This is a genomic window from Sporosarcina cascadiensis, assembly GCF_009650995.1.
GTDB lineage: Bacteria > Bacillota > Bacilli > Bacillales_A > Planococcaceae > Sporosarcina > Sporosarcina cascadiensis.
Window position 1 is genome coordinate 1 of the sequence record NZ_WHVV01000023.1, and the last position, 14764, is coordinate 14764.

At 44.6% G+C, this 14764-nt stretch carries 12 protein-coding genes and 1 riboswitch; of the genes, 1 reads left to right on the forward strand and 11 read right to left on the reverse strand.

Annotated features, from left to right (window positions below):
• Positions 1-310: 310 nt before the first annotated feature.
• The 7 genes from GDZ68_RS16660 to GDZ68_RS16690 all read right to left on the reverse strand — a co-directional run bounded on the left by GDZ68_RS16660 (position 311) and on the right by GDZ68_RS16690 (position 10304).
• Complete coding sequence (locus tag GDZ68_RS16660) at positions 311-1645, reverse strand: NCS2 family permease (protein WP_153723447.1); 1335 nt, start codon at positions 1643-1645, stop codon at positions 311-313.
• A gap of 84 nt (positions 1646-1729) precedes the next feature.
• Positions 1730-1831, reverse strand: a riboswitch (purine riboswitch).
• An 8-nt stretch (positions 1832-1839) separates the two neighbouring features.
• Positions 1840-3411, reverse strand: a complete 1572-nt coding sequence (guaA, locus tag GDZ68_RS16665; RefSeq protein ID WP_153723476.1) for a glutamine-hydrolyzing GMP synthase — start codon at positions 3409-3411, stop codon at positions 1840-1842.
• Positions 3412-3595: 184 nt separating this feature from the next.
• Positions 3596-5755 carry a transglutaminase TgpA family protein gene (locus GDZ68_RS16670; RefSeq protein WP_153723448.1) on the reverse strand — a complete coding sequence of 720 codons (2160 nt, stop codon included), beginning with the start codon at positions 5753-5755 and terminating at the stop codon, positions 3596-3598.
• Positions 5752-6924 (reverse strand): DUF58 domain-containing protein, encoded by a 1173-nt coding sequence (locus tag GDZ68_RS16675; protein WP_153723449.1) that lies wholly within the window; start codon positions 6922-6924, stop codon positions 5752-5754. The genes GDZ68_RS16670 and GDZ68_RS16675 overlap by 4 nt, the downstream gene beginning before the upstream one ends.
• The gene (locus GDZ68_RS16680; RefSeq protein WP_153723450.1) at positions 6921-7868 is read right to left on the reverse strand and encodes an AAA family ATPase; all 948 of its coding nucleotides are present in this window, start codon (positions 7866-7868) and stop codon (positions 6921-6923) included. The genes GDZ68_RS16675 and GDZ68_RS16680 overlap by 4 nt, the downstream gene beginning before the upstream one ends.
• 123 nt (positions 7869-7991) lie before the next feature.
• Positions 7992-8816 (reverse strand): ammonia-dependent NAD(+) synthetase, encoded by an 825-nt coding sequence (nadE, locus tag GDZ68_RS16685; protein WP_153723451.1) that lies wholly within the window; start codon positions 8814-8816, stop codon positions 7992-7994.
• A gap of 21 nt (positions 8817-8837) precedes the next feature.
• On the reverse strand, positions 8838-10304 hold the full coding sequence (locus GDZ68_RS16690) for a nicotinate phosphoribosyltransferase (protein ID WP_153723452.1): 1467 nt from the start codon (positions 10302-10304) through the stop codon (positions 8838-8840).
• Between the two features lie 142 nt (positions 10305-10446).
• On the opposite strand from GDZ68_RS16690, the gene GDZ68_RS16695 reads away from it, so the two are divergent.
• Positions 10447-10716: a hypothetical protein gene (locus GDZ68_RS16695; RefSeq protein ID WP_153723453.1), complete on the forward strand. Its 270-nt coding sequence runs from the start codon at positions 10447-10449 to the stop codon at positions 10714-10716.
• A gap of 55 nt (positions 10717-10771) precedes the next feature.
• Here the strand turns inward: GDZ68_RS16695 and GDZ68_RS16700 are convergent, their stop codons facing one another.
• The 4 genes from GDZ68_RS16700 to GDZ68_RS16715 all read right to left on the reverse strand — a co-directional run bounded on the left by GDZ68_RS16700 (position 10772) and on the right by GDZ68_RS16715 (position 14531).
• Complete coding sequence (locus GDZ68_RS16700; RefSeq protein WP_194841215.1) at positions 10772-11488, reverse strand: LutC/YkgG family protein; 717 nt, start codon at positions 11486-11488, stop codon at positions 10772-10774.
• Between the two features lie 2 nt (positions 11489-11490).
• The gene (locus GDZ68_RS16705) at positions 11491-12912 is read right to left on the reverse strand and encodes a LutB/LldF family L-lactate oxidation iron-sulfur protein (RefSeq protein WP_153723454.1); all 1422 of its coding nucleotides are present in this window, start codon (positions 12910-12912) and stop codon (positions 11491-11493) included.
• A 22-nt stretch (positions 12913-12934) separates the two neighbouring features.
• Positions 12935-13654: a (Fe-S)-binding protein gene (locus GDZ68_RS16710; RefSeq protein ID WP_153723455.1), complete on the reverse strand. Its 720-nt coding sequence runs from the start codon at positions 13652-13654 to the stop codon at positions 12935-12937.
• A gap of 154 nt (positions 13655-13808) precedes the next feature.
• Entirely contained in the window at positions 13809-14531 is a 723-nt protein-coding gene (locus tag GDZ68_RS16715) for a FadR/GntR family transcriptional regulator (RefSeq protein WP_153723456.1), read from the reverse strand.
• Positions 14532-14764 lie beyond the last annotated feature (233 nt).

The following is a 14764-nucleotide window of genomic DNA, read 5'->3' on the forward strand; positions in this document are numbered from 1 at the left end:
ATCAAACTCTCCATAATAGAGAAATTCGAGTTAGCTCGAGTTTCTTGCTGGCATCATTTAAGATACTCATTTTGTTTATGTCACCGAAGTGCATAAACTATTTTCGTTAACGTTTTGCTGTTCAGTTTTCAAGGTTCATGTCAGTCGCTGTTTTGACTGTTTCATTACTATACCAAATGAATTTTATAGTGTCAACAGTTTTAAACATCTTTTTTCAATTAAAGCTAATTTATTTTCACTTTCGCTAAACCATAAAATAAAAACCGCTTCTCTCCATAGTAGAAAGAAACGGTTTTCAGCATGTATTTTCTTATTTAATAAAGATGAAATATAGAATAAATATCACGAATAATCCATACATGATTGGATGAATTTCTTTTCTTCTTCCACTAACAAGCATTGTGATCGGATAAAATACAAAACCGATTGCGATTCCTGTCGCAATACTGTATGTCAGAGGCATTGCGATAATCGTAAAGAACGCCGGGACTGCTATTTCAAAACGATTCCACTCAATATTTCCTAATGTTGAAACCATCAGAACACCTACAATGATTAAAGCAGGTGCAGTTACCGCCGGAGTGATAACCAATAAAAGAGGAGAAAAGAATAGGGCCAGTAAGAACAGGAGGGCCGTGACGATTGAAGCAAATCCTGTCCTTGCTCCTGCTGCCACCCCTGCTGTTGATTCAATATAAGAAGTGGTTGTTGACGTACCCATAACAGCCCCTGTCACTGTTGCCAGTGAATCTGCCAGCAATGCGTTGCCTGCACGCGGCAGACGGTCATCTTTCATTAAACCTGCCTGCGTAGCGACCGCAACCAATGTACCTGCCGTGTCGAAGAAATCTACAAACAAGAAGGTAATGACGATAACAAGAAACTGAGTCGTCATTAATGAAGACGGGTCGTTTATAATCGCATCGAAAGCCGCTCCGAACGTTGGTGTTACCGATGGAATTTTGTCCACTATTTTATGCGGCACTTCTATCAGGCTGACAAGCATGCCCAAAACAGTAGTCATAATCATACCGTAGAAGATGGCTCCCTTGATCTGGCGCACCATCATAATAATTGTGATGACTAATCCGAAAATCGTCAGCAGCGTCGGCCCTGCAGTCAGATCACCCAGCCCTACTAATGTATTTTCGTCAGCCACGATAATGTGCGCGTTCTGCAGACCGAGGAATGTAATGAACAAACCAATACCTGCGCCTACTGCAAATTTTAATTGGGCAGGGATGGCGTTGATGATCATTTCACGCAGTCCTGTTAATGAGAGAATAATAAAAATCAAACCAGAAAACAGCACTCCGGTTAACCCTGTCTGCCACGGTATTCCATAAGTTAAAACAACTGTAAACGCAAAGAATGCGTTCAATCCCATTCCGGGCGCCAAGCCAATTGGATATTTGGCGATTAACCCCATAAACAGCGTACCGACTGCGGCTGACAGTGCTGTCGCAACAAAGACAGCGCCTTTGTCCATTCTCATGGAATCAGGCAAATCAGGTATAACATCCAGTGACAGCATGATCGGATTTACCGCTAAAATATAAGCCATTGCCAAGAATGTCGTGAGACCGCCAATAATCTCACGGCGATAATTCGTGCCAAGCTTATCGAACTCAAAATATTTTTTCATGGTGACCTTCCTTATGCTCATTATGTAAAAAGAGGCATACGAAAATAAATTCGTATGCCTCCAATCCGGCTAAATAGAAAAACACTTCTCCTATTTAGGGATCGTAGTCGAAACGTTTACGGTGTTTCGGTAGAGACTTCCGGGCCATATCCCCGGCATTATACGATCATATTCAATTGTTCATTGATTTCGTCTTATTCCCACTCAATCGTGCCTGGCGGTTTAGCTGTAATATCATATACCACACGGTTGACCTGATCGACTTCCGATGTAATTCGCGTACTGATTTTTTCAAGTACTTCCCAAGGAATACGTGCCCAGTCAGCTGTCATTCCGTCTACCGAATGCACAGCTCGGATACCAACAGCGTAATCATAAGAGCGCTGTTCGTTGCGCACACCTACACTGCGGATATTCGGAAGTACCGCAAAGTACTGCCAGATCGCACGGTCAAGACCCGCTTTTGCGATTTCATCCCGCAAGATCCAGTCTGCATCGCGAACGATATCCAGCTTTTCTTCAGTGATTTCTCCAAGAACACGAACTCCGAGTCCAGGACCCGGGAATGGCTGACGGTGAACGATTTCTTCAGGCAGACCAAGCTCAGCACCGACTGCACGGACTTCATCCTTGAATAACGCACGGAGAGGTTCGATCAATTCAAAATCCATGTCTTCAGGCAATCCGCCCACGTTATGGTGAGATTTGATAGTCGCGGCAGTCGCTGTTCCGCTTTCAATAATATCTGCATAAATAGTACCCTGCGCTAAGAATTTGATGCCGTCAAGTTTAGCAGATTCTTCATCGAACACATAAATGAATTCATTCCCAATAATTTTACGCTTTTGCTCTGGATCTGTAATACCCTCGAGCTTGCCCAGAAAACGTTTACGTGCATCTACTTTAATGAAATGCATGCTGAATTGTTCACTGAACGTTTTCACGACGCTTTCCACTTCACCTTTGCGAAGCAGACCGTGATCTACGAAAATACATGTCAGCTGATCACCGATCGCGCGGTCAATCAACGCTGCCACTACTGAGGAATCTACGCCGCCGCTCAAAGCACAAAGTACTTTGCGGTCTCCGACAGTAGAGCGGATTTTCTCCACTTCGATTTCAATGAAGCGCTCCATTGTCCAATCGCCTTTTGCTTTACAGATATCAAATACGAAGTTGCGCAAGAAATCTTTTCCGTTCTCTGACTGATGATGTTCAGGATGGAATTGAATGCCATAGATCTGTTGTGAGTCGTTAGAAATCGCTGCGATATTGCCAGCAGAATCTTTTGCGCTGGCAGTAAACCCTTCAGGCAGCTCTGCAACTTGTGCACTGTGGCCTACCCAGACATTTTGCTTCTCTGTCTGGCCTGCAAATAAGCTGGATTGTGCATCAACAGTGACCGGTTCTTCTTTAAAACTGTAGTCCGCTGTTTTTTCCAGTGAACCGCCGAAATGGTTAACGATAAGCTGTGTGCCGTAGCTGATCCCCAACACCGGAATGCCCAATGTGAAGATTGCCGGATCTACATCATACGCTGTGTCATCCCCAACAGAGGCAGTACCGCCGGAAAGAACGATGCCCGCCGGATTCATCTTCTTTAATTCTTCTACAGTAGTAGTATGTGCGTGAAGCTCACTGTACACCCCGAAATCACGGATCGTCCGAGTGAAGAGCTGATTATACTGACTGCCGTAATCGAGTACCACAATTTTTTCTTGTTCGACTAGCAAAGGAGCGTTTGACAACTGTTCCACCTCTTCCATTGTAATAATGCCGATTAATGCCTCAATCACAAAAGACGCGTAAGAAAGTAACTTTCCACGCGTCTTTTCCGCCAACGAATACAAATCTTTATACGTCAGCAGTCAACGTTCGTTTTAGCAAGATATATCGAGGTAATATCAAGCATTGATTCGCTGTATATTTTACGCATACTTCGACAAAAAATCAACAAGTTGCATTAATAATTAAATCTTCCCAAACTTCATTTAATTTATTCCAATCATGCGTTTCTCGGTCCTGTCCATATATCCCTTTTTCATATGCAGCTGTCAGCATATGCATCCGCTTGCCGCCGAATCTCGTGTCAACCGCAGCAGCATAAGTTGAAAGCGTCATACCGGGCTCTTTAGAAAAACCAATCCGTTTCAGCTGCTGAAGCAGTTCTTTATACTGCTGTTCAAATTTCTCCCAGCCGTCTGGACACTTACTAAGCTGTTTGACCCGCCATTTCGGCAGCCAGCTTGTTCGTTTAGTATAGCCAAGCACGGTCCCTCCAGCCAGTAACAGCGCTAAACTCACATAGAGCCACCACTGCGAGAAGAACCATTTCACAGCATCGATCACCTTGCTGGATAGAGGCGAAGAAGAAGCGCTTTTTTTCTTCTGTTCTTCCTTTTCAACTTTCGGTTTCTCCGGCTGTTTGATCATCTGCTCATCTTTTTCATCTTTTGAGGTATCAAACTTAATATCTGTCGGATGGCTGAAGCCGATTGTCGGTTCAAACGGCATCCAGCCTACTTCTGGAATATAGGCTTCGACCCAAGAATGTGCTTCATCGTTCGTTACACGGTAGACACTTTTTCCAGATGATTTAAATGCAGGATCTCCTGGTGCAAACCCTTTTACCCAGCGAGTCGGGATGCCTGCCGAACGAAGCATAACGGCCATAGAAGTAGAAAAGTTATCGCAATATCCTTTTTTCGTATCAAATAAAAACTGATCAACATAATCCTCATCAGGTCCCGGCACCGCCACATTCTGCGTTTCATAGACGAAACCGTTTCTCTTAAAATACTGTTCCATAGCTTTAACTTTGCCGTAGACGCTTGTCTCTTCTTCTGTAATCGACAAGGCCAACTCTTTCACACGGTTCGGTAACTCAGGAGGCAGCAGTAAATAGCTGTCCAAATTTACTGGAAGCGTTTCGTAAGCAAGCATTTCCGCTTTTTCCAATTCAGACATCTTATATTTCGGTGTCTCATACCCCACTTCATACTGTCTCAATTCCTCTTGCGCGCCCATCAGCAAATACATACGGTTTGCTTCTGTTTCACGCATAATAGAAAGTGATTCAGGATGTAAGATTGCGCGCGCGCCATATGGAGTGACTAAAAAAGGCAGCTGCTGCTCAAAATGCAGATTTGCATAGGACAGTTCTGTATCTTCATTCCCCAAAAAATCTTCATTGGTTTGCAAGATCTCGGAATCTGCCTCATTGGTTTGAATCCAGCCTTTTGTTGTGTAAGTATCCTTTGTTTCAATCCGCCAATACTGCCGCTGTTGAACGTCCGCTTCAAACACGAGTTGATGATCCTGAATGAAAGCACCGCCCAGCTGTGAATCATCGGGATCATAGCCGGCCTTGGACACATTGCCTTCCTGACCGCTCTCCCCGCCCATCGATAATAAAAAGGGTACAGGATCCGGCCATGCAGGAGGATAAACCGGCAGCTGTCTCGAAACTAATCCGACGGTCGCTATCAACAACAGCATAGGCAGCGAAAGAAGGAGCAGACGTTTCGGGCGCAGAGATGCACGCCCTGCCGGAGCCAGCTTAATCAGAGTCAGATATCCGACAATGAGCAGGCCGACCATCATAATACGGACAATGGAAGCAGACGCATCATACGGACTGAATGTATCGAGAAGTGCAATAAACACAACGGTTACCGCAAAAAACATCATCATACTATTGCGAACTTCTATCCAATGGCGAATCAAATAGGAGACCATCCATATTAGCGTATATAGCAGAAGCGTGCGAAACAGATTGGACAGTTCGCCTACATCCCCTTGGAATAAATGTGAGAAGTTCTGCTTGATATCAGTTAAAATCAGGCCTATTATTTCACTCGAGAACATAAATTGGCCGAAGTATATGTAATGAATAGTCCACACAACATACAGTAACTGGATAATCGCGCTCAACCACCATGTGACGTCAAATAAGGCCAGCACGAAGAACAGAATCAAATAAATCAGAAAAAGTGATGGATAGCCAAAATCCGTCAACTCCATAATCGGTATAAACCATTCCCAGAGCAATATGACGCTGAGTACATATAAAAACAGCAAGACCTTCCAGTTCAGACGACTTTTCTTCATGAAGTCACCGCCTCTTGTAACGCTGAGGAATTAGTAGCTTTGCTGACGATCTGAACTCTTACTCCAAGCTGTTTCACCTGCTGAATCACCGTCTGTACTTCTTCTGAAACTTCCGCAGCTGTCACGAAACAAACAATAGAAGAGGGCTTTGGATACAATTGAAGAATAGTCTGAATGAATTCTAGCCGCAGGTCTCCCGTAATTACCAGCAAGCTACTCCCCTGATCAACCTTCAATTTAGGAAGCACCGGCTGATTTGTTTCATCCGGCTGCATTTTAGCCAAATAAATTAATGCCTGCTGCGTGCTTTCTGCCGAATGAATCATGGGAAACTGCGCCGGATTCTCGCCTGCAATCAGCAGAGTGAGCATCGCATGTTGATCTTTTGCTGAAACCAAGAGCGAGGCAGCAAACTCGAGTCCTTCTTCAAAATCAGGGGACGAACTTGCATCCAGAAGCATCGTGTACTGCTCAGACTTCTGTTCGTCAAATTCTTTCGTCATTAATTTATTCGTGCGCGCAAATGACTTCCAATGAATCCAGGACATCCGGTCACCCGGCGCATAATCTCTGACACCGGAAGGCATCGCAGCATCTTTTGTCAGTGAATAAGCAGATGCTTTTTCTCCTTCGCTCGCACTCGAAGAAGCAGACCGATAATATAGCTCTGTTAATTTCGGATACACTAAAAACGAATCTCTGACCACATACACCCGGCGTTTTTTGATCCAATTAAAAAAATCAACTATCTCTATTTCCATAGCTTTCAGAACATATTCTCCCCGCTGAATATTTGTTAATGTATAGGAAAATTCATGCTGCCTTTTAAATCCCCACAATACAATGTCTTGTGATATGCGTTCCTGTCCTGCATGTTCTCTCCGATCCGTAATTACAGTATATAGTAAAGGGAACGGCAATCTTCGAGTAATACGCAGACGGATAGTTGCGCTGCCTTCCCGTGTCAGCCTTCCTGTTATCATCTTTCGTTCCACTTTCAGATCACTCAGCGGATAAAAATACAGGAGAATCGAATACAGCACGAAAGGGAGCAGCATATAGAAAATAAACCAACTGACGAAACTGCCTTGAAACTTTGCAAATACATAGGCAGCTGCACCGATCCCGATGACTCCTGCAATACGACCGATGGATTTCATTCGTTTCATACTGTGAATGGCCGCTGGACCGGTACTTCCAGACGCATAAGCACCTGTTGAATGAGTTCGGCCGGGTCCACTCCTTCATAAATAGCTTCCGGCCGCAAAATCACCCGATGAGAAAATGCAAAAGGAGCCAAATACTGCACATCATCAGGCAAGACATATGAACGGCCTTTTACAAACGCATACGCTTGGCATGCCTTCATTAATGACAATGAACCGCGCGGGCTCACACCCAGCGAAATGGAATCATGACGGCGGGTGGCTTCTGCGCAATCTACAATATAGGAAACGATTGTATCGTCCACAGTCACTTTTTGAACTTCTTCCTGTAACTCCAGTAATTCTTCAAGCGACAGAATGGCACCAATTTGATCAATCGGTGTTTGCTGTTCTGCCCGTTTTAGGATTTCCATTTCCTGCTGCTTCGTTGGATAGCCCATTTTGAGTTTAAATATAAAACGGTCCATCTGCGCTTCCGGCAATGGATAAGTCCCTTCATATTCAATCGGATTCTGTGTAGCCATTACGAAAAATGGTTTTGGCAGCTGGATTGTCCGGCCATCCACTGTAACTGAGGATTCTTCCATTCCTTCTAGTAAAGCAGATTGTGTTTTCGGTGAAGTCCGGTTAATTTCATCCGCCAAAACAATATTACCAATTAATGGGCCTGGCCGAAATTCAAATTCCATTGTCTGCGGATTATAGATCGACACACCCGACACATCTGAAGGCAATAAATCGGGTGTGAACTGAATTCGCTTAAATTGTGCACCAATCGACGTTGCAAGCGCTCTCACCAGCATCGTCTTGCCTACACCCGGCACGTCTTCGAGCAGAACATGGCCGCCTGCCAGCAGTGCTGTCATACTTAATTCGGCGATTTCCCGCTTGCCGACAATCACTTTTTCAATATTCGTCAGTACTTGTTCAATCCACCGTAAATGCATGTTGCTTCCCCCTCAATTCCCTAACTTGCTGCGTTCGAGTATCTGAGACTATCATACCTGAAACCTGTAAGTCTCACAAACAGAAAAACCGCCCCCTTCTGTTTACTAGAAGGAGGGCAGTTTTCATTTCCAGAAATCATCAAATACGGTAATCGGCAAATGTCGTTTATGGGCTGAACGCAAATAATGTTCTTCTATTTGCTGCCTAGCCTCGTCGGACACTTTTTTGCCTTCCAAATAATCATCAATTTCCTCGTATGTGACACCTAATGCAATTTCATCGGGGATTGCCGGTTTGTTGCCTTCCAGATCCGCCGTCGGAATTTTATTGTATAAGTGTGGAGGACAATCCAGCGCTTTGAGCATCTGTTTCCCCTGCCGTTTATTTAAACGATAAATCGGCATGAGGTCTGCTGCGCCGTCTCCGAACTTTGTGTAGAATCCGGTAATTGCTTCAGCTGCATGGTCCGAACCAAGTACGACAGAGTGATGCACCGCCGCTACTGAATACTGAACTTTCATCCGCTCACGGGCTTTTTCATTCCCTTTGTCAAAGTCGGTAATGTGTAATCCCGCATTTATAAGAGCCTGTTCACTGGCATCTACCGCTCCTTTAATATCAACCGAATACACAATAGACGGCCGGATGAAATTCAACGCATCCTGACAGTCATCTTCATCAAACTGAATTCCGTACGGCAGCCGCACAGCATAGAATCGATACTTTTCTTTTCCAGCCTCTTCGTTCAGTTCGTCAACCGCCATTTGCGCCAGTTTGCCGACTAGAGTGGAATCCTGGCCGCCTGATATTCCTAATGTGAGGCCTTGTAAAAAGGTGTTCTTTTTCAAATATTCCTTCATAAAGTCGATGGAAGTCCGGATCTCTTGCTGCGGATCGATTTCCGGCTTCGCACCTAATGCGTGGATAATTTCTTGCTGCAATGTCAACGCTCCCACTTCCTTTTTCAATTATTTACTATAGTTATCGACCATCTCATGTACTTCTTCTATATTGCGCCGTTTATTGTCCCAGCACTTCTGGCTGAGATCGACAGGATACTCCTCAGGATTCAATGACCGCTTATACTCTTCCCATAACAGTGTGAGATTTTGCTGAACAAACGAGCGGATATCATAGACAGCGGGATTCTCATAAATCACTTCGCCTTTACTGATGACTTGTTCGTGCAAGTTAACCGCTTCGAAGTTGGTAACAAATTTTGAAATGAATGTGTGCACGGGATGGAACATTTTAATGCGTTTTTCCTGAGCCGGATCTTCATCATGCATGGTAATATAATCGCCTTCTGCTTTGCCGTTCTCCAGATCGATAATCCGGTACAGTTTTTTGCGGCCCGGTGTAGTCACTTTTTCTACATTCGCAGAGATTTTAATGGTGTCTTCCATTTCCCCGTCGCTGTTTTCAATGGAAACGATTTTATAGACCGCACCAAGTGCAGGCTGATCATAGCCAGTAATCAGCTTCGTACCAATTCCCCATATGTCCACTTGCGCTCCCTGAGCTTTAAGGTTAAGAATCGTATATTCATCCAAATCGTTCGAAACGACGATTTTCGCATCTGTAAAGCCCGCTTCATCCAGCATCCGCCGCGTCTCTTTTGATAAGAACGCAATATCTCCGCTGTCGAGGCGGACACCGATGAAATTAATGCTGTCACCGAGTTCCTTGGCCACTTTTATTGCTGTCGGCACACCGATTTTCAGTGTGTTATACGTATCCACTAAAAACACACAGTCTTTATGACGCTTCGCATATACTTTAAATGCCGTATATTCATCTTTATATGCCTGGACAAATGAATGTGCATGAGTGCCCGAAACCGTAAGGCCAAAACGTTTTCCAGCACGCACATTACTCGTTGACTCTACTCCCCCGATGACAGCTGCTCTGGCTCCCCAGATCGCCGCATCCATCTCATGCGCCCGGCGGCTGCCGAATTCCATCACAATATCGTCTTTCACGACTTGTTTGATGCGGCTTGCTTTTGTTGCAATCAGCGTCTGGTAATTGACAATATTAAGCAATGCCGTTTCGATGAGCTGAGCTTCAATTAAGGTTGTCTCAATACGGAGGATGGGCTCATTGGCAAAAACCAGCTCTCCTTCTTTCATGGAATAGACATCTCCAGTAAATCGGATACCTTTCAAATGCTCCAGAAAATCCTCTTTAAAGCCAAGTTCTTCCCGCAGATAAGCCAAATCGCTTTCCGTGAAAGAAAATTCCTGCAAGTATTTTAATATGTGCTCAAGCCCGGCAAAAATAGCATAGCCGTTACCAAACGGGATCTTTCGGAAGTACAATTCAAAAACTGCTTTTCGTTCATGTATGCCGTCTGCCCAATAGGACTCTGCCATGTTAATTTGATAAAGGTCCGTGTGCAGCGCCAGGCTGTCGTCTTGATATGATGAAGTCATAGTTGTCTCCTTCTTCCGATACAATGATGGTCCCATTATACACTATTTCCCCTTTTTCTTTGCAATGTAACCATCTTCGACAGAATTCGACTATGAAACTTTTCCCTTGCCGTATACGTAATAAAAACAAGGAGTGATAGATATGCAAACGATACTGTTGGCAGTAGTAATAGCAGGATTAGGTTTTATGGTCCTGGGTAAGCTCGAGGCAATCGAAAGAAGGCTGGCGAGACAGCAGTCCATTTTAGATCAATTAACACAAGACTTGCCTGAAACACCTCCTGATGATGAAGTCGTTGCACTCATAGCAGAAGGAGAAAGTATAAAAGCAATAAAATTGGCGAGGGAAATTTACGGTTTTTCTTTAATAGAAGCTAAGCAGTATGTGGACCGTTTGAAAAACGATAGGTAAATTAAAGAAGAACACCTTCCGCATTTGGAAAGGTGTTCTTTATATACTGAAGGAATCAGCAATCCTCAATCACAATATAAGCCGCTTTTACAGGGCCGTGTACGCCGATGACTAAATTCATTTCGATGTCCGCCGAGTTACTTGGCCCTGTGATGAAGTTGATGCAGGAAGGGACCTGTTCTCCTTTGTCGATGTTACGGCGAATTAAATCTGCCGCCTGTGTAATCCTTGGTACAAGCGTACTTTTCGGAATGATCGCAATGTAATTCGTCGGCAGTAAACTGACAGAACGCCCTTTATCGGAACTGCTCAAAAGTACTACAGTGCCCGATTCGGCGAGGGTCATGTCACTGAAGGTGATGCCGATATTCGCTTGCTCGGCAAGCTCCACATTCCGCCCCCCAAGTTCAGCCTGCCATGTATGAACTTCTATATTTTCTGCTGGCCAGTCACTTTCAATTAATTGCATAAGCCCATATTCTTCAAAACGTTTATCTTTCCAAAGCGACAGCGGGCCTCCGCCATATAATTTGACCGCATTGTCTAAGGTTTCCGAAAGGTCCGCCAGTTTAGTCTCAATTAATTCCGTATGAATATGCTCACACTGTTTCCGCAGGACATCAAGCAGCTCATCTGCAGATGCACCTGCTAATACTGCTCGTTGCGGCTGATGCTTCCATATAGGTTTCTTCACCTGTGTTTTCTGTTCTCTGCCCAGTTGAGACGCAATACCGCTGAGAAATGCTTCACGATTCTGAATGGTGCCTGTCATGATTAATTGCCCCCTTTCTGATCGTAGAACCAGTCTCGGAAACGGGTGTTGCCGACCGCCGGAAATTCCCGAAGATCTGTCCACTCTTTCAGCGGTCCCGGTCCTTTTGAAATCCGTTCATTCTTCGTAAATGGTTTCATTGCGGTTGATGCCGCCTTAGAACCCATCGAATACAACGGATTGGAAGAAGCGCCGATGCCGAAGGCTTTCATTGCGAGCTTTTCTGAAATAGGAGCCCGCCCTTCTTCTTCGACGATGATTTGTCTGTGTGTATGCAGCAGCTCGTGCAAAGGTATTTTTACTGGACAGGCATCTGTACAGGCCCCGCAGAGCGTAGAGGCAAAAGGCAGTTCTTTAAAATCATCATACCCTCCGAGCAGCGGTGACAGCACTGCCCCGATTGGTCCTGAATATATCGAACCATAGGAATGCCCGCCGATATGCCGGTATACCGGGCAAACATTGACGCATGCTGCGCAGCGGATGCATTGCAGGATGGATTGAAATTCTGTTCCTAAAATTTCAGAACGTCCATTATCCACAATGACTAAATGAAATTCTTCAGGACCATCCGCGTCGCCTTCACCTTTCGGCCCGGTCAATGCTGTAACATAGCTTGTCAGCTTTTGACCGACCGCACTGCGCGTCAGCAGACTGACAAGCACTTCGAACTCTTCGAAAGACGGTACAATGCGTTCCATGCCCATGACAGTAATCTGTGTTTTCGGCAATGCAGACACCAAACGCGCATTCCCTTCATTTGTCACCAGACTGATCGATCCCGTTTCCGCAATTGCAAAGTTACAGCCCGTGATTCCGATATCTGCCGCTAAAAACTCTTGCCGCAGCTTTTCCCGTGCATGAAGAGCCAGTTCTTCCGGCTTGGACGTATTTTTATAGTCCAGTTTATCTTCAAACACCTCACGTATCTGCTCTCTGTTTTTATGGAGAGCAGGTGCTACGATATGTGACGGCGGATCATGGTCATCTATCTGAAGAATGTACTCTCCCAGATCCGTCTCGATTACTTCGCACCCGGCTTCCTCCAGAACCGTATTCAAATTAATCTCTTCTGTCACCATGGATTTGGATTTAACGACTTTCTTGCCTTCTTTTTTCTCCACTACTTCACGGACATAGTTACTGGCTTCTTCCGCCGTTTTAGCAAAAAATACATGGCCGCCCCGCTGTGACACGTTTTCACTCAGCTGGTGCAGATAAAAATCGAGATTTTCTAATACGTGCTGCCGGATTTCTTCTCCGTGTGAACGCCATTCTTCCCAGTTCCCGAGCTCTTCTGCCGCATCCAGACGACGTCCGTGCAATCGCTCCTGGGCACCCGCCACAGCTTGCCGCATGAAATCATCTGATATATTGTCCTTCGTGCGATCCGTAAAGTTTTTCGTGCTGAACTTCATTGACATAAAGCTTCACCTCTTTTCACTATTATTCGCGGCTATTCAACACTTCCGCTATGTGCATGACACGAATTTTCTTACCTGTCCGCTCTGCACGGCCTCCGATATTCATCAGACAGCCGCAGTCTGCTCCGATTAAATAATCCGCTTCTGTCACCATGGCACTGTCTACTTTCTCGTCGACCATCTGCTCCGAAATATCCCCCATCTTGACCGAGAAGGTGCCGCCAAACCCGCAGCAATTGTGTGCGTTCGGCAAAGGAATCATTTCCAGTCCTTCTACTTGAGCGAGCAGTTTCTTCGGCGGCTCTTTTACGCCCAGCAATCTCGTCATATGACAGGATGGATGATAGGTACCTTTTCCCGTTAACTTCGCTCCAACATTTTCAACTTTCAGCACATCAACCAGAAATTCAGTGAATTCATAGGTTTTATCCGCAAGTTCCTGTGCTTTATCTTTCCATTTCGGCTCGTCTGCAAAAATTTCAGGATACATTTTGAACATCGTAGCGCAAGATCCGGAAGGCGTCACTACATACTCTGCACTTTCAAATGTTTTGATCATGTTTTTCATGGCTGATTTAGAGTTTTCTACATATCCGCTGTTATACGCCGGCTGCCCGCAGCATATCTGCCCTTTTGGAAACGATAATTCACAGCCTTGACGCTCCAATACTTCCGTCATGTCTTTTCCAGCTTCTGCATAGAACATGTCTACCAGGCATGTAATAAACAAACTGACTTTCATTTTCATTCACCTCTTCTTAGTAAATTACAATAGTCAACAGGTCATCAGATGACTTAACTTATTTCATAGCATACTATAAATCTTTTGAATTTAATAGCTGTTTACTATGTTTTCTGATAAAAAATTCACCCGATCGAATAACGGGTGAATAAAATCATTTCTGTAATGAACGCATATAAGTTGATAAAACCGATTCTACGTTTTGCAGATGAGCCTGCATATGCCTAGTTGCTGTGTCGGACAATCCATCCTTAATAGCCAGGAATATCGCTTCATGCTCTTCATGTAAACGATCAACTGTTGCCGTCTCCGTAAAGAGACAGATCCGCCGGGTCTCCCGCATCGATTCACCCATCAGACCGGACACATGGTTCATCAGACTGACCAAAATAGGATTGGCACTGGCATGGGCAATTGCGAAATGAAAGTCCAAATCTGCTTTCTCGCCAAGCAGAATGTCTCCTGCATGCTGTTTCATTTCATTCAAAGCCGCTTCCATCTTTAACAGATCTTCTTCTGTACGTTTTTCAGCAGCGGCATATGCAGCGCCGGCCTCGAGTATTTTCCGCACACCCAGCAGATGAAAGACGTCTTCTTCAGTCATCAGCATCGCGCTGTGAAGAGGGAAAGTCAGGTCATCAGATGAAAACTCAAGAACATATGTCCCTTCACCTTGACGCATTTCAATCAGACCCATTGCACGCAGGGAAGTGAGCGCTTCTCTTACTGCCGATCTCCCGACATGAAAATTCTCAGCCAGCTGCTGAACTGAATCTAATTTATCACCTGGCTTTAATTCACCGGAGCGAATTAAATTCACTATCGTTTCTGCTACTTCTTCATATATCTTTTTAGGCTTGATTTGTTTATATTCCACAGTCCACACTCCTGTCTCTGTCCTATATTATAATCCATAATGTTTGAATATAGGTTAGAACGTTAGAACAAATTAGTTTTCAGAAAACGCAAATAACTACTTGTCTTTTATTATAACACTCTATATAATCATGAAAAGAGTTAACGGTCATTGGGTCATCAGATGACCCAATGACCTTATGTAAATTGTAAGCGCTTTACAAGTATTGACACAAATCAAAAGGAGGTTTTTTA

Excerpts from the sequence above, each read along its gene's own strand:
- GDZ68_RS16680 (WP_153723450.1), bottom strand. The coding sequence starts at position 7,868 with ATGCATTTACGGTGGATTGAACAAGTACTGACGAATATTGAAAAAGTG.
- GDZ68_RS16700 (WP_194841215.1), bottom strand. The coding sequence starts at position 11,488 with ATGACAGGCACCATTCAGAATCGTGAAGCATTTCTCAGCGGTATTGCG.
- GDZ68_RS16675 (WP_153723449.1), bottom strand. The coding sequence starts at position 6,924 with ATGAAACGAATGAAATCCATCGGTCGTATTGCAGGAGTCATCGGGATC.
- GDZ68_RS16710 (WP_153723455.1), bottom strand. The coding sequence starts at position 13,654 with ATGAAAGTCAGTTTGTTTATTACATGCCTGGTAGACATGTTCTATGCA.
- GDZ68_RS16670 (WP_153723448.1), bottom strand. The coding sequence starts at position 5,755 with ATGAAGAAAAGTCGTCTGAACTGGAAGGTCTTGCTGTTTTTATATGTA.
- GDZ68_RS16695 (WP_153723453.1), top strand. The coding sequence starts at position 10,447 with ATGCAAACGATACTGTTGGCAGTAGTAATAGCAGGATTAGGTTTTATG.
- GDZ68_RS16705 (WP_153723454.1), bottom strand. The coding sequence starts at position 12,912 with ATGTCAATGAAGTTCAGCACGAAAAACTTTACGGATCGCACGAAGGAC.
- guaA (WP_153723476.1), bottom strand. The coding sequence starts at position 3,411 with ATGGAAGAGGTGGAACAGTTGTCAAACGCTCCTTTGCTAGTCGAACAA.
- GDZ68_RS16690 (WP_153723452.1), bottom strand. The coding sequence starts at position 10,304 with ATGACTTCATCATATCAAGACGACAGCCTGGCGCTGCACACGGACCTT.
- GDZ68_RS16660 (WP_153723447.1), bottom strand. The coding sequence starts at position 1,645 with ATGAAAAAATATTTTGAGTTCGATAAGCTTGGCACGAATTATCGCCGT.